The sequence below is a fragment of the Vibrio sp. B1REV9 genome, from assembly GCF_905175395.2.
Classification (GTDB): Bacteria; Pseudomonadota; Gammaproteobacteria; order Enterobacterales; family Vibrionaceae; genus Vibrio; species Vibrio alfacsensis.
In genome coordinates this window covers 574874-596496 of the sequence record NZ_CAJIMW020000221.1, presented here as the reverse complement: position 1 = coordinate 596496, position 21623 = coordinate 574874, and the positions used below count along the sequence as shown (strand labels likewise).

Annotated in this window: 18 protein-coding genes, 1 tRNA gene and 1 pseudogene; 16 read left to right on the top strand and 4 right to left on the bottom strand. The window is 43.7% G+C overall.

Annotation, left to right across the window (positions count from 1 at the left end):
* Nucleotides 1-10: 10 nt before the first annotated feature.
* Nucleotides 11-673, bottom strand: coding sequence for a septum site-determining protein MinC (gene minC / locus KHN78_RS03095; protein WP_211919778.1), 663 nt, complete (start codon nt 671-673; stop codon nt 11-13).
* A gap of 197 nt (nt 674-870) precedes the next feature.
* Between minC and KHN78_RS03090 the strand changes: the two genes are divergently transcribed.
* The 4 genes from KHN78_RS03090 (at nt 871) to KHN78_RS03075 (ending at nt 4625) form a co-directional block, all read left to right on the top strand.
* Nucleotides 871-1152 (top strand): YcgL domain-containing protein, encoded by a 282-nt coding sequence (locus tag KHN78_RS03090; RefSeq protein WP_211919777.1) that lies wholly within the window; start codon nt 871-873, stop codon nt 1150-1152.
* Between the two features lie 49 nt (nt 1153-1201).
* A complete protein-coding gene (locus KHN78_RS03085) occupies nt 1202-2173 on the top strand; it encodes a lytic transglycosylase domain-containing protein (RefSeq protein WP_211919776.1) in 972 nt (323 codons plus the stop codon).
* A gap of 70 nt (nt 2174-2243) precedes the next feature.
* The gene (locus tag KHN78_RS03080) at nt 2244-3188 is read left to right on the top strand and encodes a LysR family transcriptional regulator (RefSeq protein WP_211919775.1); all 945 of its coding nucleotides are present in this window, start codon (nt 2244-2246) and stop codon (nt 3186-3188) included.
* A 237-nt stretch (nt 3189-3425) separates the two neighbouring features.
* Complete coding sequence (locus KHN78_RS03075) at nt 3426-4625, top strand: NupC/NupG family nucleoside CNT transporter (RefSeq protein ID WP_211919774.1); 1200 nt, start codon at nt 3426-3428, stop codon at nt 4623-4625.
* 71 nt (nt 4626-4696) lie between these two features.
* Here KHN78_RS03075 and folD read toward each other — a convergent pair whose 3' ends face one another.
* On the bottom strand, nt 4697-5557 hold the full coding sequence (gene folD, locus KHN78_RS03070) for a bifunctional methylenetetrahydrofolate dehydrogenase/methenyltetrahydrofolate cyclohydrolase FolD (RefSeq protein WP_128811332.1): 861 nt from the start codon (nt 5555-5557) through the stop codon (nt 4697-4699).
* Nucleotides 5558-5761: 204 nt separating this feature from the next.
* On the opposite strand from folD, the gene KHN78_RS03065 reads away from it, so the two are divergent.
* The 3 genes from KHN78_RS03065 to KHN78_RS03055 all read left to right on the top strand — a co-directional run bounded on the left by KHN78_RS03065 (nt 5762) and on the right by KHN78_RS03055 (nt 9068).
* Nucleotides 5762-5838 (top strand) — tRNA-Arg (locus KHN78_RS03065).
* Nucleotides 5839-6055: 217 nt separating this feature from the next.
* Entirely contained in the window at nt 6056-6925 is an 870-nt protein-coding gene (locus KHN78_RS03060) for a helix-turn-helix domain-containing protein (RefSeq protein ID WP_211919773.1), read from the top strand.
* Between the two features lie 157 nt (nt 6926-7082).
* On the top strand, nt 7083-9068 hold the full coding sequence (locus tag KHN78_RS03055) for a methyl-accepting chemotaxis protein (RefSeq protein ID WP_211919772.1): 1986 nt from the start codon (nt 7083-7085) through the stop codon (nt 9066-9068).
* Nucleotides 9069-9226: 158 nt separating this feature from the next.
* Here KHN78_RS03055 and KHN78_RS03050 read toward each other — a convergent pair whose 3' ends face one another.
* A complete protein-coding gene (locus KHN78_RS03050; RefSeq protein ID WP_211919771.1) occupies nt 9227-10525 on the bottom strand; it encodes a hemolysin family protein in 1299 nt (432 codons plus the stop codon).
* 217 nt (nt 10526-10742) lie between these two features.
* Between KHN78_RS03050 and KHN78_RS03045 the strand changes: the two genes are divergently transcribed.
* The 5 genes and pseudogenes from KHN78_RS03045 (at nt 10743) to KHN78_RS03025 (ending at nt 16980) form a co-directional block, all read left to right on the top strand.
* The gene (locus KHN78_RS03045) at nt 10743-11939 is read left to right on the top strand and encodes a DEAD/DEAH box helicase (protein WP_211919770.1); all 1197 of its coding nucleotides are present in this window, start codon (nt 10743-10745) and stop codon (nt 11937-11939) included.
* Nucleotides 11940-12245: 306 nt separating this feature from the next.
* A complete protein-coding gene (locus KHN78_RS03040) occupies nt 12246-12908 on the top strand; it encodes a potassium channel family protein (protein ID WP_211919769.1) in 663 nt (220 codons plus the stop codon).
* A complete protein-coding gene (locus KHN78_RS03035; protein WP_211919768.1) occupies nt 12905-14272 on the top strand; it encodes a TrkH family potassium uptake protein in 1368 nt (455 codons plus the stop codon). The genes KHN78_RS03040 and KHN78_RS03035 overlap by 4 nt, the downstream gene beginning before the upstream one ends.
* A gap of 195 nt (nt 14273-14467) precedes the next feature.
* The gene (locus KHN78_RS03030) at nt 14468-15274 is read left to right on the top strand and encodes a sugar transporter (RefSeq protein WP_211919767.1); all 807 of its coding nucleotides are present in this window, start codon (nt 14468-14470) and stop codon (nt 15272-15274) included.
* Between the two features lie 235 nt (nt 15275-15509).
* A pseudogene (locus tag KHN78_RS03025) lies at nt 15510-16980 on the top strand (protein adenylyltransferase SelO).
* Between the two features lie 182 nt (nt 16981-17162).
* Here the strand turns inward: KHN78_RS03025 and KHN78_RS03020 are convergent.
* On the bottom strand, nt 17163-17345 hold the full coding sequence (locus KHN78_RS03020) for a hypothetical protein (protein ID WP_211919973.1): 183 nt from the start codon (nt 17343-17345) through the stop codon (nt 17163-17165).
* Nucleotides 17346-17627: 282 nt separating this feature from the next.
* On the opposite strand from KHN78_RS03020, the gene KHN78_RS03015 reads away from it, so the two are divergent.
* From KHN78_RS03015 to clpX, 4 genes are all read left to right on the top strand, one after another.
* Entirely contained in the window at nt 17628-17840 is a 213-nt protein-coding gene (locus tag KHN78_RS03015) for a hypothetical protein (RefSeq protein ID WP_223917758.1), read from the top strand.
* A gap of 272 nt (nt 17841-18112) precedes the next feature.
* Complete coding sequence (gene tig / locus KHN78_RS03010) at nt 18113-19417, top strand: trigger factor (protein ID WP_128811313.1); 1305 nt, start codon at nt 18113-18115, stop codon at nt 19415-19417.
* A 105-nt stretch (nt 19418-19522) separates the two neighbouring features.
* On the top strand, nt 19523-20149 hold the full coding sequence (gene clpP, locus KHN78_RS03005; protein ID WP_211919766.1) for an ATP-dependent Clp endopeptidase proteolytic subunit ClpP: 627 nt from the start codon (nt 19523-19525) through the stop codon (nt 20147-20149).
* A 71-nt stretch (nt 20150-20220) separates the two neighbouring features.
* Nucleotides 20221-21501, top strand: a complete 1281-nt coding sequence (gene clpX / locus KHN78_RS03000; RefSeq protein WP_128811312.1) for an ATP-dependent protease ATP-binding subunit ClpX — start codon at nt 20221-20223, stop codon at nt 21499-21501.
* Nucleotides 21502-21623: the final 122 nt, after the last annotated feature.

Sequence of the window (21623 nt, the reverse complement as noted above, 5' to 3'; positions counted from 1 at the left end):
CCTTTTTAGACTAAATCGTGAGTGTTTCTAGAAGTAATGATTCTTCGGCTTTACTGATCATGACTTTCTTTTGCCAATACTCACTCTCAATTTGATCGCTAAGCCAGTAATCTCCTGCTATAGAAATCAGCTCAGCTTGTAAATCGTGACAAATAATTCGAGCTTCTTGTTGCCCGCTTGCTCCTGCAATAGCGCGTCCACGAAGAGTGCCGTGGATATGGATCGAACCATCGGCTATCACTTCGGCCCCGGCACTGACATGAGCCAGTACGACTAAATCGCCATCTTTAGCATAAATCTGCTGACCAGAACGAACAGGTGTGCGGACGATTTTTGTCGGAGCCATCTTTATTGGGGCTTGTGCTGGAGACTTGCTCGCAGACATTATGGCAAAGCCTGCTTCAGAGGCGAGGTTTTGAGTCCGTTTATCTTTGCAACCTGTGACGCCGACAGGAATAAAGCCTGCGTCAGCGATACCTTGCTTGAGTTCTGTGAAATCAATATCGCTTTCTACTTTTGCTATATTGATAACCAGAGGCGCGGATGCAAAGAAAGAGGGCGCTTGAGAAACCTTTTCTTGCAAAAATTCGACAGTTTTCGCGATCTCGCTATCAGGAAGGTGTAAAACTGACAACGTAAAACTGCTACCTTTAAGGTCTGGTGAATGGGTCATCGTGGACTTCTTGCCTTTATTGAAAGAGCGTTGCCTTAAACTAGGTCTGTCATGTTATATTTCATCCTTTGACGCAGCAAGTTCTCGAGTGAGCAAATAAGTGAATTAATCTCAAATTTGCTAACAAGTTTGCGAGAATTTTACGTTTTCAACTTAATCCACACTGAAAGTGGGTAAATCAGCACAAAAGGCTTGTCATGCTTTGTTCTATTTATAAAAGCTCCAAAAAAGAAGGCACTTATCTCTATATCCCGAAAAAGGACGATTTTTCACAAGTTCCTGACACCCTGATGCAAATGTTCGGTAAGCCTATGCCAGTAATGACCATCAAACTTGAAGGTCGTACTTTAGCGCAAGTTGATATCGAAAAAGTGAAAGCATCACTGACAACGGATGGCTTTTTCTTGCAACTGCCACCACCACCAGAAAACCTATTAGAAAAATACAAAGAACAAAAAGCCCAGCAGAAAGGCGAATAATCACTCGCGCTTCTCATCTGGGAATACTGCCTCGCTCAAGGAGGGCGATATGAAAAAGATACTGGCAGCCATGCTCAGCGTTGGTATGTGCACTTCAGCCTTTGCAAGTAACGAGGGCTTTGATGACTACCTCAATAAATTGCGTGCAGAGGCTCGTGATAAAGGCATTTCAGAACAGGTGATCAGCGCCGCTTTTGCAAATGTGGAATATAAACCACGCGCAGTGAAAGCCGATCGCAATCAACCAGAGAAAAAACTGACTCTGGATGAATATATTCCTAGGGCGGTGCCTGAATGGAAAGTAAAGCAGGCTCGAGCGCTTTATAAAGAACACTATGCTGAGTTAAAACGCATTGGTGACGAATATGGTGTGCAGCCGCGCTTTATCGTTGCACTGTGGGGCGTGGAAAGTAACTTTGGTAAGTTCACCGGTAACTTCCGCGTGATCGACGCGTTGTCTACGATGGCATTTGAGGGTCGCCGTGAGGAGTTCTTCCGTAAAGAGACCATGGCAGCACTGCAAATCTTAGATGAGGGACATATTGAGCTCGAGAGTTTTAAAGGTTCTTGGGCTGGCGCGATGGGTCAATGTCAATTTATGCCAAGCTCATTCCTACGCTTTGCTGCGGATGGTAACGGTGACGGCAAGAAAGACATCTGGCAATCAGAGGCCGACGTATTTGCGTCTACCGCGAACTATCTAAGCGAATCTGGTTGGGACGACAATTTTACATGGGGTCGTCAGGTAAAAGTACCACACGGAATCGACCATAATCTTCAAGGCCGCGAAGCTGAGAAAGGTAAGTATCTGCAAGATTGGAGTAAGCTTGGTATTACGAAATACGATGGCAGCCCACTTCCTAAGTTGGACGAAGACATCAAAGCGTGGCTGATCATGCCTGATGATGAAAATGGTCGTACTTACTTGGTGTACAACAACTACAATGTTCTGATGAAGTGGAATCGCTCTTACTACTTCGCATTAGCGGTAAGCCATTTAGCTGACCGCATTACATTTTAAGTTGATGCATCTATGAATTTTAAAGGGGCTCTTCGGAGCCCTTTGTTTTCTGTTTTTTAATGAGGTTTGCGTGTTATCTGAACGTGCTGCACAAATGGTGATCTTCTCTGCGTTGATCAAACATAAAAACTTTACCGCCGCGGCAAAGAGCCTAGGTGTGTCTGTTTCTCACGTCAGTAAACAGCTTAGCCAGTTAGAAGCCTCTTTAGGTATCAAGCTCGTACAGCGTACCACTCGTAGCTTCACTCCTACGGAAGCGGGGCAGACGTTTTATCATCATTGTCAGCAAGTGGTACAAGCGGTGAGTAGTGCAACCTTTGAGATGGAAAGTCAGCGTGATGAAGTCGCCGGTTTGGTCCGTCTTGGTTTATCGCAGTCTTTTGGAACCTTGCACATTATTCCTGCTATTCAAGAGCTCAGAGAACGTTATCCCCAGTTACAGGTAGAAGTGCATTTATTCGATTACAAAGTGGACATGCTTGAAGAGGGCTTAGACTTATGGATCACCAACAATGAGCATTTGCCAGAGGGGTATATCGCGCAGCGCTTGGCTGACAGCCAATTTGTTGTGGCGGCATCGCCAGACTACTTAATGAAGCATGACACACCGACCGAGCCTAACGACCTGTCACAACATAACTGCCTAATTTACCGCAGCTGGGAGCGAGATTACACCAGTTGGGCGTTTACCAATAACGAGCAAGATCTCAACGTGAAAGTGTCAGGTAACTATTCGGTAGATCTGGCTGAGGCGGTGCGAGATGCGGCGATTGCAGGTTGGGGGATCGCATATCTTGCGACGTACTTATTGGGTGATGAATTCCGAACGGGGAAATTGATTCAGCTGTTGCCAGATTGGCGAGCGAGCCAAACTATGCCGTTTTATGCGGTGTATCCAAGCCGTCAACACATGCCGAAAAAAATTTCTGCTGTTATTGATTTTATCAAGCAAAAGATAGGATCGCCTTGTCATTGGGATCAGCGATTAGCACCGTACATTTCATTGCCGAAATAGAAAAATCATAAGGTGACTTGCGTCACAAAATTTTTCTTATTCCAGAAACATATTTTCCATATGGAAATAATAAACAAATGCAAACGTTTATCTTAATGTATTTCAGTAATTTATCTACATGTATAAATAATATACAGCCTATGTTTTCAGGTTATTAACATCCCCGACTTGCACCAATTTTCCCACTCTATACAATCCGACGCCTTTCCTGTTCCCCCTTTTTGTCGGATTCATTTTATGAACTCAATTCTTGGTATTGTAGCCATTCTATTCGTAGCATGGCTGCTTTCGACTAACCGTAAAAACATTCGTTTTCGAACGGTATCTTTAGCATTTGCTTTGCAAATCATCTTCGCGTTGTTGGTACTGTATGTCCCTGCCGGTAAAGATGCGTTAAACGCAGTCACTGGCGCGGTGTCTAACCTAATCAACTACGGCCAAGAGGGGATTGCATTCCTATTTGGTGGCCTAGCAACTGGTGGCTTTACGTTTGCGATTAACGTTCTTGGCATCATCATCTTCTTCTCTGCTCTTATCTCTGGTTTGTACCACATTGGCCTAATGCCAAAAGTGATCAATTTGATTGGTGGTGGTCTACAGCGTTTACTTGGCACAAGCCGTGCCGAATCTCTCTCTGCAACCGCAAATATTTTTGTGGGTATGATCGAAGCCCCGTTGGTTGTAAAGCCATACCTAAAGCACATGACGGATTCACAGTTTTTTGCGGTGATGACAGGGGGATTAGCATCGGTTGCAGGTGGTACTCTTGTGGGCTACGCATCGCTAGGTGTGGATCTTAATTACCTGATCGCCGCGGCATTTATGGCAGCACCAGCAGGTTTGTTAATGGCTAAGATCATGATGCCAGAAACGGACACTACGACACCGGATATCGATTTAGATCAAATTGAAATGCCTCGTGCAACCAACGTTGTTGAAGCTATGGCGGATGGTGCAATGTCTGGATTGCGCATTGCTGTGGCAGTCGGTGCGACGCTTTTGGCTTTCGTGAGTGTTATTGCGATGCTAAATGGTATGCTAGGTTGGTTTGGCGGCTTATTTGGCATAGACCTGAGCTTTGAGCTTGTACTGGGTTACCTATTTGCACCAATCGCATGGTTATTAGGTATTCCATGGAATGAAGCGGTTGTGGCGGGTTCGTTGATTGGTAACAAGGTTGTCGTGAATGAGTTTGTTGCTTTTATCCAACTTATGGAAGTTAAGTCTGAACTTAGCGCACACTCTCAAGCTATTGTGACATTTGCGTTGTGTGGTTTTGCGAATATTTCGACAATGGCGATGTTGATCGGCGGTTTAGGTTCACTGGTACCAGAGAAACGCGCATTTATCTCGAAATACGGTTTCCGTGCAATTGCTGCAGGCGTAATGGCAAACCTGATGAGTGCATCCATTGCGGGCGTGATTCTAAGCTTGTAATGGCTTGAATTAGTCATTAACCGATAAACAATAAAGGCTCCGTCAGGAGCCTTTTTAGTATCTAGAAAATATTACTTGTCTGTGTGGAATTGTTCACACGCTAACATGGTGTTCTCAATTAGGCTTGCGACTGTCATTGGGCCTACGCCACCAGGTACTGGTGTGATGAAACTAGCGCTCTCGCGTGCTTTATCATACTCAACGTCACCAACAAGTTTGCCAGATTCAAGGCGGTTGATGCCCACATCGACGACCACGGCACCTTTTTTAATCCACTCGCCAGGAATAAAGTTTGGTTTTCCTACGGCTACCACCACTAGATCGGCCTGACGAACGTGACCTTCAAGGTCTTTAGTAAAGCGGTGACACGTTGTCGTTGTGCAGCCTGCTAGCAGTAACTCAAGAGTCATTGGGCGACCAACAATATTAGAGGCGCCAACCACGACAGCGTGTTTGCCTCGTAGGTCAATGTTATAACGGTCAAGTAGCGTAATGATGCCTTTTGGTGTGCAAGAGCGCAGTTTAGGAATACGTTGTGCTAAACGGCCGACGTTGTATGGGTGGAAACCATCCACATCTTTCTCTGGGTGAATACGTTCAAGTACATGCGTGGTATCGATACCTGCAGGAAGAGGTAATTGAACTAAGATGCCATCAATTTCTGCATCATTGTTTAATTCATCAATGAGAGATAACAGTTCTGCTTCTGATGTTGTAGCAGGAAGGTCAAAAGACTTAGAGATAAAGCCCACTTCCTCACAAGCGCGGCGCTTGCTGCCAACGTATACTTGTGAAGCAGGATCTTCACCAACAAGTACAACCGCAAGACCAGGAGCACGAAGGCCTGCCTCTACGCGAGCTTTCACGCGTGCTGCCACTTCTGATCGAACAGTTTGGGAAATAAGAGTTCCATCTATATTTTGAGCAGTCATGACTTTCCTTTTTAAATTGAGAAGGCAAATTATTTGCGGCGCATTGTCGCAGAAAATCTATTTAACATCCATACGCAAACGTTTGCTTTGTGGTGTTTTTGAACATTCATTGCTTCGGTGGCCTTTTTTTAGGCATTCAGAACAGAATGTTATGAAAACCCATTGATTTCAGCGTTTGAACTCGTATAATCCTGTCCCTGTAGCGCGCCCTTAGCTCAGCTGGATAGAGCACGTCCCTTCTAAGGATGTGGTCATAGGTTCGAATCCTATAGGGCGTGCCATTTATTTAGAAACCCCGATAGCTCTATGAGTTATCGGGGTTTTGTTGTTTTAAGGTATTTTAACAGTAAAATTATTCAATATGGGTAAGAGCATGAATCGTTTGTTCTTTATTGTTCTTCATCAAGTTTACCCTCTCAGTATCTAGAAGTAGAAACATGTAGGGTAGAATATTAGTGTCATTCGTTCGGAATATTATTTATTGTGGCATTGTTCCTTATGGATTTTCCTCAGGTCCGTCTTACTGAAAAAACCTCAGCAGAAAATGAGGTTATTCAGGTGTGGTCAAAAAGTAAGCTTATTGATCTTGATAAGTTTGGCGCATTGTTTCATCCACATCGTATTGATTTTTGCGTACTGCTTTTTATTACTTCTCCAACCGCTCGTCATGAAGTCGATGGCAAAGTTATTTGTCTTAAACAAGGCGATATTTTATTGTTTGGTAAACAATCGGTTCACCGCTTTATCCAAGAATCAGAATGGGAAGGATTGGTTATCACCGTCAGTGACGATTATTGGTTTACTGATTTAAGTCAGAAACATGTACATCATATTGAATCTTTGTTTGATCGCTGCACTTTAGTTAAGAATAATGACGTTAATAGCCAAATGCTCCATTTGGTAGATGAATTAGCATGCCGAAAGCCAATACAGTTTCCCGTAATTAAACACTTGCTAGTATCTCTGCTGTTACTTATTACTGAGCGCAAGCAAGTAGGGCATATGACGGTGAACAGTCATCTTTATTCAAACTACTTAGCGGTACTTAAGTCACGTGTTGCGTTACAAAGCGTAGAAGAGATCGCAGATGGGCTTAGTGTCTCGATGTATAAGCTGAGAAAGGCGTGTATCTCATGTTCTGGAAAGACGCCTAAGCAGTTGAGAGATGAGTATATCGTTGCGGAAGCTGTCCGTTTGCTGAAGTATGCAGATTGGCCAATAAGTCATATTGCAGAACAATTAGGTTTTAGCGAAGCGACGAATTTTTCAAAGTTTGTTAAAGCGAAGACTAAAATGTCACCAATTGAAATACGTCGGGAGCGGTTGTGGCTTGAGCTTTTTCATAATACGGACTCGGTTTGTAATTGAAACTCTGATTTTAGATAAGATTGAGTGTGATTAATCGCCTTATTGCATATTTTTGAACTGATATTTTAGTTTTTTATCATTACTTTTAATGAATGCACCTTTTGTGTTTGTTTACCCTCTAATATCATTTGCTAAAGTCAAAAATTGAGCTATTGGTATGATAAAAGTAGGAATAAATTCGCTGTCTCATCGAGTTGCTCTCGGTATCGTTTTTATTATTGTTTTGGTGTGTATTGTTGCAGGTTGGCAGACATATCAAAATTTCTCCCAAATTGCTCGCTCTGAGTTGGTTCAAGGGATGTCAAGTACGGTGACACAACGTAGTTTGATCACTCAGGGTTATTTTGAAAGGTTCCAAGCCAAAGTAGACGCTTTCTCTAACATGCCAATGTTAAGAGAGTTTGCTACCTATCGCACGACGACAGAAGACCCTACCTCAAATTCAGATTATCGACAGATTGATGCCTACATTCAGGAAATGAATCGTCAGGACCCGCAACTTTACAGTCTGTTCTATGCCGTCGGTGCGACCGGTGAATACTTCGATAAAGCAGGGCGTTACTACGATCCAATGACGGATTTAAAATCTCGTCCGTGGTGGATACGTTCTGTTAGTGAGGGTAAATCCTGGGCAGCGACTGTAATTGATATTCGTTCTGGACAAATGAATGGCTCTATCTATATGCCAGTTTATGATGAAGATCAGCTTACTTTTATTGCCGGTGCAGACATTAAATTAGAAGCCCTTCAGACACTGCTTTTAAGCGAAACAGAATACGGAAGTGACGCCCAATTATTAGTGTTTGATGACAAGGGCAATGTGGTTCTTTTTTCTGGTATGAGAGGGGAAAGCTCGAAAGATATCACGCTTCAGAAGCTTGAACGTCAAAACCCGGGTATAACTCAACTTGCCGGCACGAGTGTAGACCCAGATGGTTTGAGAGAGCTGACATTTAATGGCAAGTCTTACTATGCTGTCGTAAATGATATCTCGGTAGAGCATCCAAATTTGTCATGGCACCTTGCTATACTAGTGCCTCAATCGGAACTTGAAGATCAATTAACGAATCTGATGTTTAATGTATTCCTCGGCTCTGTGATTGTCATTGCACTGGTGGGTGTAACGGTTATGATCGTAGTTAATCGTTCATTACGTAACGTTAATATCATTGCGGATGAGCTAATATCACTTTCTCAGGGAGAGGGCGATCTCACGCGTCAATTAGAGATCAACTCGGCTGATGAGTTAGGAGATCTAGCTCGCGGATTTAATGAGTACAACGCAAAAATTAGGGATATTATTAACGAGTCCAAATTGGTTTCGGCAGACGTCGCATGTACAACGCATAGCGTAAAGACGTCTCTAACTAAAGCTTCTCAGGATATGCAAGAGCAGCGCTCTGAGTTGGCTGTTATCGCTACAGCGACGACAGAAATGGATCATGTGGTAAAAGATATTGCACAGAACGCGGAGATTACACGTCAACACGTTTCAGAAGCGCAAGGCTATGTCGAACAAGCTCGTTTGCTTTCAGAAAATGCAAATAGGCAGGTACAAAACCTTAATGCGGCTCTAGTGCAGTCTGAATCTGGTGTCAATGCATTGCTCGCGGATGCAAAACAAATTGGTGATGTTTTACGCGTGATTCAAGAAATTGCCGATCAAACTAATTTGCTTGCTCTGAATGCAGCCATTGAAGCGGCACGTGCTGGTGAGTTTGGACGTGGTTTTGCGGTTGTTGCGGATGAAGTCCGTAGCCTAGCGAGTAAAACACAGCAATCAACTCACAGTATTCAGCAGATTATCGAGGGCATTCAAAGTAACACGCAAAGCGTTGCCAATGATATGTCCGTTAATCGAGATAGTGCTGATCAAGCATCGGGTAAAATGGATCAGATCAACGACGCATTGTTGACGCTGATGCAGTCGTTTGAAACGGTAGCGATGCAAGCGGATCAAGTAGCTTGTGCAACATCAGAGCAAGCTGAAGCTGTAAAAGAAATCGAACGCAATGTGACCCAAGTAAATCAATTGTCCCTATCTGCTGATGAAAGCATTTTAGGGTTAACTAACGGCGCCAAAGATTTACACGGTAAGAGTGACGCATTGAATGTTTTATTGTCTAGATTCAAAACTCAATAATCGATCCTGAAATCATAAACGCCGCGCAAATAATGCGGCGTTTTTAATTAATAGTAGTTTTAGGGTATTAAAGTATAGTGCCCCTTTTCTACTTAAAGGGATGGGTTCAAATTTTTATTGCATGTGGGGGCGTCTAGATAATTTTCGAACATTGACATCTAGCACTCAAGTTCCGGGTCTTTTTCTGGTGCGGTTTCGATAACTTTTACCTGCATAATACGGTTGCTTTTTACGTGTAGAATTTCAAATTGCCATCGTTGGTAATCCACCTTTTCCCCTTGAGTTGGAACGCGCCCAATTAGCCAAGTAAGAAAACCATTAAGCGTTTGGAACCCCTCACTTTCTTCGCCCTCAATGCTGCTCAACTCAAGTTTGTATTTGAGCTCATTAAGGGGAATAAGCGCATCCATAACCCAACTGCCATCTTTTTGTTTCTTTGCCCAAATTTGTTGAGGGGCCATGCCCAGTTCGCCAGCGATGGATTTTAATAAATCATAATGGGTGACAAGTCCTTGTACATCGCCATACTCATCAACAATGAACACCATTTCCGTGCTGGTTTGTTGCATGTGATTAAGTAGCGGCAAACCTTTCATTGATTCAGGAACAAATCGTGATCGTTTGAGTAGCTTCGCCAAGCGAGAAATAGAGAGATCATTATATTCATCTAACAATACCTTGGATGAAATGGTTCCTATGATGTTATCAAGTCCGCCTTTACACACGGGCCAAACAGAGTGCTGGGTTTGACGAAGATTTTTCAAAATAGTATCGAGTGGCAAATCCAAATCTAGGTAGTGCATATCGCAGCGTGGGGTCATGAGAGAGAGTGCAAGACGGTCATTGAGATGGAGCAAATTTCGGATCATTATTTGCTCTTGAGGTTCGATGGCGCCACATTCTGAGCCCTCGCTCATCACCGCAAAAATGTCCTCTTCGGTGACGATTTCTCCATTATTGTTTTGACGAAATAACTTGAGCATCGCATCAGTAGAGGTGGTCAGTAGCCAAACGAATGGCCTTGTTATTTTTGCAAGCCAGTGAATTGGATACGCAACAATCAGAGCAATATATTCGGCGTTGTTCTGAGCAAAGCGTTTTGGCACTAATTCACCAATCACTATCGCGAAGTAAGTGATGACCACCACCACAATGGCAGTGGCTAACACGGTTGCAACCTCGCGCTCTAAACCTTGGGTGACTAGCCAGTGCTCAAAAGGAACAGAGAGTGTCGCTTCACCAAAAATGCCGCTTAAGATACCAATAACGGTGATGCCAATTTGAATGGTAGAAAGGAATTGTGTGGGATTGTTTTTCAGTTGCAGGGCAAGGCGGGCAGAAGAGTTATGTTCGGCAAACTTTTTCAGTCGACCGCTTTTGGCCGTGACTAACGCAATCTCCGACATGGCGAACACACCATTGAGTGCGATTAATCCAACCAGTAATAAAATGTCCATGTAGTTTTCCAGTGATATACACACTTAAAGTTTAATTTGATTTAAAACAGAGAAATGTGAAGTGGTGAATAAATCATCACGCTGTAACAATCGAATGCCTTATTAAAAGGATAGAATTTGTTTATCATCCTTGCTTAGTGTTCTGGTGTGATTGGTTCTGTTACTTAGATTGGATTCTGATACACTACGCGCCCATTTCCTCTGTTGAGACGTTTCTATGCCATTTTCTAAGCTTGGTTTAAGCACACCTATCACCGATGCGGTGAAGGCGCTGGGTTATGAAAAACCGACTTCTATCCAACAAAAAGCCATTCCAATTGTTCTGCGTGGTCGTAATCTGATTGCCGCAGCACAAACGGGCACGGGTAAAACTGCAAGCTTTGTATTACCGATTTTAGAAAAACTCAGCACAGGCGAGACGCAACGTAAAAAACGCGCACGTGCGATCATTTTGACACCAACTCGCGAACTTGCTCTTCAGGTGCATCAAAGCATTGAAGCTTATGCTCAAAATTTACCGTTACGCTCAATGGCGATGTTTGGTGGTGTGGATTACGCGCCGCAAAAACAAGCATTGATTGAGGGGGTAGACATTGTAGTGAGCACTCCAGGCCGTTTGATTGATTTATATGGTCAACGTGCTATTCACTTCGATGAAGTTGAAATGTTGGTTCTGGATGAAGCCGATAAAATGCTTGATATGGGCTTCATTGATGCAATCGATAAGATTGTTGATTGCATGCCTGAAGATATTCAAAGCTTACTGTTCTCTGCGACACTATCGAATCCAGTTCGTGATCTTGCGAAAAATGTCATCGTTGATCCAGAAGAAATTACGATCGCGAAACACAGCGCATCGAAATCAAACATCAAGCAGTGGATCACAACAGTAGATAAAGACATGAAGTCATCGCTGCTTAGCCATATGTTGCAAGAAAATGATTGGTCTCAAGTGTTGGTGTTTATTGAAACGAAACACGGTGCTGCGAAGCTTGTCACTCAGCTAGAAAAGCGAGGTATTGTTGCCGAAGCGTTTCACAGTGGTCGTAATCAACGTGTGCGCCAAGAACTGATCGAGCAGTTTAAAGCAGGTAAGATTCAATACTTAGTGGCAACGGGTGTCGCGGCTCGTGGTATTGATATCGACAATTTACCAGTAGTGATCAACTACGATTTGCCATTCCCTGCAGACGAATATGTGCATCGCATTGGTCGTACAGGTCGTGCTGGTGCGCAAGGTGAAGCGATCTCATTGGTATCGAAAGACGACTTTAAAAATCTATGTATGATTGAAAGCCGTTTGGGGCATTTGTTAGAACGTGTAGAAATTGAAGGCTTTGCGCCAAGAAAGCCTGTGCCAATTTCCATTTTGAATTACGTGCCTAAAAATAAACGTAAACCCCAAGATAAATAATACGCTTTACTTCTTAAGCCGCATTTCGATGCGGCTTTTTTGTATTTTTTGTTTTTTATACTCTAGCTTTTTGAAAAGCGTTTTTACCGATAGAACCACGACAGTCTCACATTTGGTTTTATGTTTATGCCATTATTTTGATTTAATTGACTTTAATGGTGGAATGTTGGCGTTATTGTCTTACGCTTTATTTATCGCGTAGTAGTCTGAGTTAATGTTCTGTCAATTTTTGTCGTCTGATTTGCAGATGATAGGGAATAGGCGCAGACTTTTGCGCCTGCTATTCAATGCACAAATGAGGCACGAATGAAAACGGGTGATAAGCAATTTGCTGTAATTGGTCTTGGCCGCTTTGGCTTGGCTGTATGTAAAGAACTGCAAGACTCCGGCTCCCAAGTATTGGCGGTAGACATTAATGAAGAGCGGGTTAAAGAAGCCGCTGGGTTTGTTAGCCAAGCAATTGTGGCGAATTGTACTCAAGAAGAGACGGTTGCAGAGCTTAAATTAGACGATTATGACATGGTTATGATTGCTATTGGCGCCGATGTGAACGCAAGCATCCTGACGACATTAATCGCAAAAGAAGCGGGCGTAAAATCGGTTTGGGTAAAAGCGAACGATCGTTTTCAAGCTCGTGTTCTACAAAAAATCGGTGCAGACCACATCATTATGCCTGAGCGTGATATGGGGATTCGTGTCGCACGTAAGATGCTCGATAAACGTGTTTTAGAGTTTCATCCATTAGGCAGTGGTCTAGCGATGACAGAGTTCGTGATTGGAGCTCGTTGGATGGGCAAAACATTGGGTGATCTTGCCTTATGCAAAGTCGAGGGGGTTCAAGTACTCGGCTTTAAACGCGGCCCAGAAATCACCAAAGCACCAGAGTTAACAACAACGTTGGAGATCGGTGATTTAATCATTGTGGTCGGCCCACAGGACAAGTTGGCAAGCAAGTTAAAATCACTATGAAGCAGTTTCATCAAAGAGGCGTTTTTTACGTCCCAGATAGCAAACAAAAAAATGCGAAAGGCGACGAACCACGCATTATATTGCTGAGCTTTCTCGGTGTGTTATTGCCATCTGCGGTGCTACTGACTTTACCTGTTTTTTCTGTGACGGGGTTGTCCATTACGGATGCGTTATTTACAGCCACCTCAGCGATCAGTGTGACTGGTTTAGGGGTTGTGGATACAGGGCAGCACTTCACGCTAGCGGGTAAAGTTCTGCTCATGTTTTTAATGCAAATCGGTGGATTGGGTCAGATGACATTATCTGCCGTTTTGCTCTATATGTTCGGAGTACGCTTAAGTTTACGTCAGCAGGCTCTTGCGAAAGAAGCACTCGGGCAAGATCGCCAAGTTAACTTACGCCGATTGGTCAAAAGGATCGTCACGTTTGCGTTGGTAGCAGAGGCGATAGGTTTTGTCTTTCTTTCATTCCGCTGGGTTCCTGAAATGGGATGGCAGACAGGAATGTTCTATGCGCTTTTCCATTCTATCTCAGCGTTTAACAATGCCGGCTTTGCACTGTTTTCTGACAGCATGATGAGCTTTGTTAATGATCCCGTTGTGATCTTAACCCTATCGGGCTTATTTATCTTTGGTGGCCTTGGGTTTACCGTCATCGGTGATCTATGGCTGAATTGGCGTCGTGGGTTCCACTTTTTGCATTTACACACCAAGATCATGCTTATCGCGACACCAGTACTGCTTGTCGTTGGTACGCTACTGTTTTGGCTTTTGGAAAGACATAACCCGAATACGATGGAATCTCTACCTGTGACAGGGCAATGGCTCGCGGCGTTCTTTCAATCTGCAAGTGCGCGAACTGCGGGTTTTAATAGTGTCGATTTAGCACAGTTTACTCAGCCTGCCTTGTTAGTGATGATCGTTCTCATGCTGATTGGCGCTGGGTCCACCTCAACGGGTGGTGGTATCAAAGTCTCGACTTTTACCGTCGCGTTTATGGCGACATGGGCATTTCTGCGTCAAAAGAAACACGTAGTGATATTTAAACGTACAGTGAACTGGCAAACCGTGACCAAATCATTGGCGATCATCGTTGTGAGTGGTGCCATTCTAACCACTGCGATGTTTTTACTGATGATCACCGAGAAAGCCGCTTTCGATAAGGTGATGTTCGAAACAATATCGGCATTTGCTACGGTAGGGTTAACGGCCGGGTTAACGGCAGAGCTGTCGGAACCGGGTAAATACATCATGATTGTAGTGATGATCATTGGTCGTATTGGGCCTTTAACATTGGCTTATATGCTTGCGCGTCCTCAACCAACATTGATTAAGTATCCAGAAGACAATGTATTAACCGGTTAATTTATTTAAGAAAACGGTATTTTCTTACTCTTAATGCGGGCTTCTTTACGTGTAAAATAGTAGAGATAGCTCGCATTATTTATATGTGTTTTGCTTTATATCGAGTGAATGGCACGATTCTCATCCTCACTACATTCGGTCGCCTCTCTAAGTAGCGTAATCTATTAGCAGGTTATTGATCATCAAGGATGGACCATGTCTACAAATCTTCAGTTTTCTGTCGGGAAAATATGCTCAGAGGCACTCTTCATGGTGAGGGCGAATCTTCTTGCTATCACTATCGCATGCATTCCATTGATCGTGGTGCATGTCTTTTTTATCACTCAGTATCAATCAGCGATGACGCAAGCAGAGCCGAACTTCAGTGGCGGGTTCTTTCTCACAACACTGGTGCTTTACCCCTTGGTGGCGGCAATGGCTGCCGTGCGGATTCATCGCATCTATTTGGCTCATGAGTATATGCAGTCTGCACTGGATGTAGTGCGTTTATCAATGCGAGAGCTCCGCTTTATAGGCTGGTGGATTTTGTTCGGTACATCCATGATCGTGACGCTTGGTTTACCATTGTTTACGATTACTTTTCTTGTGGTATCAGAAAGCGGCGACGTTAACAGTGAACTATTGATAAGCATCATTACTCTGATTTCGAGTATCCCCGCATATTGGTTACTTTCTCGTTGGTCATTGGTGCTTCCGGCAACGGCATTGGATCACGAACCACGCGGCCTTGCACATTCATGGCGAAAAAGCCGTCCTTACAAAAAACAGATATTCATTTTAATGGGTGTCATTCCACTGTTGGCAGGCACAGTGAGCCAACTTGTTTTTGCTCAGTTTTCTCACATTGGCATTATGCTTGTTTCTGGTCTGCTCTTTGGTGTGTTTGGGGCTTATCAAATTGCATTGTTGTCATTGAGTTATCGAACGATTGTTGACATTGAACGATCTCGTTTAAGCAAGGAATCTGAGCCTCAACAGAATAACGAAGAGTTTCCTGCCTAATTAAAAGGCTGCGTTTTTCTTCAGGTTTATAGCGCTGTTCTTCAGATTTATAGCGCTTTTCTGCAGGTTCATTGTCGCAGAGCGCACTCTTACTCATCGTTTGTTGTTTGGATATATCTTTTCCTTTGATCACTACTCTCTTTAATTCGCGAATACCCCTGCACATTTCGTGGCTGAAAGTAGCTTGATACACGGCGTATACTCATTAGTAGGAAGTCGTATTTAAGGAATCATTATGTCCATCTGGAAAGGGGTACATTTTACCCATCGGTTCAGCGAACTGCCGTCGGCATTCTTCACGAGTATTGCTCCCCAACCTTTAGATAATACTCGTTGGGTCGCTTGGAATCGCGATCTCGCATTGCAATTTGGTTTGCCAGAACATGCAGGTGACGAGGTCTTAAATGTATTTTCTGGACAAGAGGATTTTGCGCCATTTTCTCCGTTAGCAATGAAATATGCGGGCCATCAGTTTGGGGTTTATAACCCAGATTTAGGTGATGGGCGTGGTTTACTTTTGGCCGAAATGCAGCATAAAGATGGGACTTGGTTCGATATCCATCTTAAAGGGGCAGGGTTAACGCCATACTCACGAATGGGCGATGGTCGAGCGGTTTTGCGTTCGACTGTTCGTGAATATTTGTGTAGCGAAGCCATGGCAGGTCTTGGCATCCCCACCACTAGAGCGCTGGGGATGATGGACAGTGATACGCCTGTTTATCGAGAAAAAATGGAATATGGCGCGTTGCTAATCCGGCTAGCAGAAACCCATATTCGTTTTGGTCACTTTGAGCACTTTTTCTATACCAATCAACTGAGCGAACAAAAGCTTCTTGCAGATAAAGTGATAGAGTGGCATTTCCCTCAATGCTTAGCATTAGAAAAGCCCTATGCTGAAATGTTTGAGTGCATCGTAGATAAAACCGCAGTGATGATCGCGTATTGGCAAGCTTATGGCTTTGCGCATGGCGTGATGAACACCGATAACATGTCGATATTAGGGCAGACTTTCGATTATGGTCCGTTTGGCTTCCTTGATGATTATGATCCCAATTACATCTGTAATCATTCAGACTATCAAGGTCGTTATGCATTTGAACAACAGCCCAGAGTCGCACTGTGGAACTTGTCAGCGTTAGCACATGCTTTGTCACCGTTGATTGAGCGAGAGGATTTAGAAGCCGCACTTGGGAAATTTGAAGTTCGCCTTAGTCAGAAATTCAGCGAACTCATGCGCGCTAAGCTAGGGCTTCACACTAAGGTCAGTGACGATGGACGTCTGTTTGAAACCATGTTTGAGCTGCTGCATCAAAACAAGACTGACTACACGCGTTTCTTCCGTGAACTCTCTTGTCTGGATATTAACTCTCCTCAAGCTGTCATTGATTTGTGTATTGATCGAGAGGCGGCAAGTGCATGGCTGGATCGGTATCTTGCTCGCTGCAAATTAGAAGTGGATGAACAGGGGGGACGTGTGTCAGTAGAGAGTCGCTGTGAAAAGATGCGTCAAGTGAATCCTAAATACATTTTGCGTAACTACCTCGCACAACTTGCTATTGATAAGGCCGAAGAGGGGGATTTTAGTGAAGTAAATCGACTCGCTGGACTGCTAAGGCATCCGTACGACGAACAAATGGAGTGGGATGAATACGCTAAACTGCCACCCGAGTGGGGCAAAAAAAATGGAAATCAGCTGCTCTTCTTAAATGTGTTATTTTTTTCACCCATCGCGTTTTGCAGTCGGGGGTGGTTTTTACCCTTTATTATTCCTTAGTATTGTTTCTCTGTGTCGTGGGTATCAATATGATGCCAACAATGCAAATGAGGCCAAAAAATATGACCAAGTAATGAATCGTATTGGGGATAAAAACAAAAGAGATGTGAATGTTTACACTTCTTCATCTATGGATTTGCACTCAGGTCGCCTTGGATCTGGCTTCATTCTTCTATCATAGCCAATCCATTTTTTTCTACTTTTTCGGCGGTCTTCTCTTGAACGCCGTTCTTCTTGGAACAGGCCATCGACCTCAACCGTATCTGTAATGACGGGAATTTTAGTTTTTTCGCCCATATCCATATGAATCTTTCTGCTTACACAATTCAAAGTATGGTTCAATTTTATACTGACAACAAGCGTTCATTTGTACGTTATTTAACCCGTTTCTCATTGGTTTGACAGTGTGCATTCTTTGTATCAGTTTTTTTGAGCGACATTCGATTGTTCCATGAAAAGTTGGATAAGGTTGTTGTTTTCTCGTAAAGCACGTTCAATGGCTGCTTTTTCAAATTCAGCGACTTGCACTTCCAGCTCACAACTTGCACTTCCTAATGATCCCTTTTTGATATCTATGGAATGTTAATATTTTGTAGTCATGACTGGGGCGTTAGTTTTCAACTCTATGGAGTAAAACAAGAGCAAGATCTCTTTTTGGGTTTTTCAATAAAAAAAGCTGTCGATTCTCTTGAAAAAGTCGCTATTGTCCCCATTCTAGATATGCCGGCGGGGCAAAGTGGACGAGTGTCTTGTATTTTTTGTCCAATTTTGTGTCGGTATTCGAGAATTTAGTGCAGACAATGTCCACATAGTGGCTATTGGCTCGACAGGGTAGCGACAGATCGCTAGAATGTCGCGTCTAAAAATTCTGTCCTGAGGCTAATAGGAGATACCTTTGGCAATGTGCTGAAGATATCACTGATTAGTCCGGTGTTGATTTTCAACATCGATACTCGATTTAACTTAGGTGTTCGGACAGAACACTACACAAGGATGAAGCGTGAACTCACAGAGTCTCGCTCATACGCTCGGGAAGACCGGGCCACTTTAGAGGTTTATATATAATGCAAGTTACTGTTGAAACGCTAGAAGGCCTAGAGCGCCGTCTAAACATTACTGTTCCAGCTGCAAACATCGAAGACGCTGTAACAGCTGAACTACGCAACATCGCTAAAAACCGTCGTTTCGATGGTTTCCGTAAGGGTAAAGTGCCTCTAAAAATGGTTGCTCAAATGTACGGCAAAGCTGTACGTCAAGACGTTCTTGGTGAAGTTATGCAACGCCACTTCATCGAAGCGATCGTAAAAGAGAAAATCAACCCAGCTGGCGCACCAACTTTTGCTCCAGTTGAAAACAACGAAGGCGCAGATCTAGTGTTCACTGCAACTTTCGAAGTTTACCCAGAAGTTGAGCTAAAAGGCCTAGAAAGCATCACTGTTGAAAAACCAACAACAGAAGTGAATGAAGCAGACGTAGAAGAGATGATCGAAACTCTACGTAAGCAACAAGCTACTTGGGCAGAAGTTGAAGAAGCTGCAGAAGCTGGTAAGCGCGTAAGCATCGACTTCGTTGGTTCTATCGACGGTGAAGAGTTCGAAGGCGGTAAAGCTGAGAACTTCCCACTAGAAATGGGCGCAGGTCGCATGATCCCAGGTTTCGAAGACGGTATCGAAGGTAAAACTAAAGGTATGGAATTCGAAATCGACGTAAACTTCCCAGAAGATTACCACGCTGAAAACCTAAAAGGTAAAGCGGCTAAGTTCGCAATCAAAGTGAACAAAGTTGAAGCGCGTGAACTTCCAGAACTAAACGACGAATTCGTTGCTAAGTTCGGTGTTGTTGAAGGCGGCGTTGACGCACTTAAAGCTGAAGTTCGTAAGAACATGGAGCGCGAACTTAAGCAAGCTATTAAGAACCGCATCAAAGAGCAAGCTATCGACGGCCTAGTTGAGCAAAACCCAATCGACGTACCAGCTGCACTTATCGATCAAGAGATCCACGTTCTACGTCAACAAGCTGCACAACGCTTCGGTGGTAACCCAGAAGCAGCTGCACAGCTTCCACGTGAATTGTTCGAAGAGCAAGCTAAACGTCGCGTAGTTGTTGGTCTTCTACTTGGTGAAGTGATCAAGTCTGAAGAACTAAAAGCTGACGACGAGAAAGTTAAAGCGCTAATCGAAGAGATGGCAACAGCTTACGAAGATCCATCAGAAGTTATTGCTTACTACGAGCAAAACGAGCAAATGATGAACAACATGCGTAACGTTGCTCTAGAAGAGCAAGCTATCGACGCGATCATCGCTAAAGCACAGGTTACTGAGAAAGAAGTAAGCTTCAACGAGCTACTTAACCAACAACCTGCTGCTTAATAAGCATTATCTTGCGTAGAAGGTTGACTTAGCGTTAACTATTCTGCTAACAATGGTCCGTATGATACTCATCATCCGGGCCATTTATTTTAGGGACATAAGAATATGAGCTACCAAGAAAAAAATGCAATGTCGCCAATTATTGACGCGCTAGTACCAATGGTGGTTGAGCAAACTTCCCGTGGCGAACGCTCTTACGACATCTATTCACGTCTGCTTAAAGAGCGCGTGATCTTTTTAACGGGTCAAGTGGAAGACCACATGGCAAACCTTGTCGTGGCTCAGCTACTTTTCCTAGAATCTGAAAATCCAGATAAAGATATTTTCCTATACATTAACTCTCCAGGTGGTAGCGTGACTGCGGGTATGTCTATTTACGACACTATGCAGTTCATCAAGCCAAATGTAAGTACAGTATGTATGGGTCAAGCTTGTTCAATGGGCGCATTCCTGCTTGCTGGTGGTGCACCAGGTAAGCGTTATGTTCTGCCTAACTCACGCGTGATGATCCACCAACCACTAGGTGGTTTCCAAGGTCAGGCTTCTGATATCCAAATTCATGCTCAGGAAATTCTGACTATTAAGCAAAAGCTAAATAAACTATTAGCTGAGCACACTGGTCAGCCTCTTGAGGTGATTGAGCGTGATACCGATCGTGATAACTTCATGTCGGCAGATCAAGCAGTAGAATACGGTATTGTGGATGCAGTGTTGAGCCGTCGTGGCGAGTAATTTAGCCAGCGCAATTTGGCTAAATTTGATATACACTCATTCATAAAGAGTAAAGGCTAAGAGGTTAGCGAATGACAGATAAAAGCAAAGAAAGTGGCAGCGGCAAATTGCTGTACTGTTCTTTCTGTGGCAAAAGTCAGCACGAAGTTCGCAAGCTAATCGCAGGTCCGTCAGTTTACATTTGCGACGAGTGCGTCGACTTATGTAACGATATCATTCGCGAAGAAATCAAGGATGTTCTCCCTAAGAAAGAATCTGAAGCGTTACCAACGCCAAAACAGATCCGTGAACACCTTGATGACTATGTGATCGGACAAGATTACGCGAAAAAAGTGCTCGCAGTTGCGGTATATAACCACTACAAGCGTTTACGTAATGGTGATACAACGAGCGAAGGCGTGGAACTTGGTAAAAGTAACATCCTTCTTATCGGTCCTACAGGTAGTGGTAAGACGCTACTTGCAGAAACGTTAGCTCGATTCCTGGATGTGCCATTTACAATGGCTGACGCAACGACACTAACCGAAGCAGGTTACGTAGGCGAAGACGTTGAAAATATCATCCAGAAGCTTCTGCAAAAATGTGATTACGATGTAGCTAAGGCTGAACGCGGCATCGTATACATTGATGAAATTGACAAGATTTCTCGTAAAGCTGAAAACCCATCAATTACGCGTGACGTATCTGGTGAGGGTGTTCAGCAAGCGCTACTAAAACTTATCGAAGGTACGGTTGCATCGGTGCCACCTCAAGGTGGTCGTAAGCATCCGCAGCAAGAATTCCTACAAGTGGACACATCTAAGATTTTGTTCATCTGTGGCGGTGCATTTGCAGGCCTTGATAAAGTGATTGAGCAGCGTGTAGCAACTGGCACAGGTATTGGTTTTGGCGCAGAAGTGCGTTCTAAGAACGAAACCAAAACGGTAGGTGAACTATTTACTCAGGTTGAGCCTGAAGATCTAGTGAAATACGGCCTGATCCCAGAATTCATTGGTCGTCTACCAGTAACAACAACGTTGACTGAGCTTGATGAAGAAGCGCTAATTCAGATCCTATGTGAACCGAAGAACGCGCTAACCAAGCAATATGCCGCCTTGTTTGAACTGGAAAATGCCGAGCTTGAATTCCGTGAAGATGCACTTCGTGCTATTGCTAAGAAAGCAATGGAACGTAAAACGGGTGCTCGTGGTCTACGTTCAATTCTTGAAAGTGTTCTACTTGAAACCATGTATGAACTGCCATCGGCAACCGACGTAAGCAAGGTTGTTATTGATGAATCAGTGATTAATGGTGAGTCAGAACCGCTGCTTATTTACAGCAATGCCGACAGCCAGGCCGCTGGAGCAGAATAAAATCAGCATCAATTAAAAAGGAGGTAAGTAATTACCTCCTTTTTTTATTTCTCTTATTGAATCCAAACAATTAGACCCCATATACTGGCTTAAGTAATACGTTAAACGTGAAAGCGGAAGAG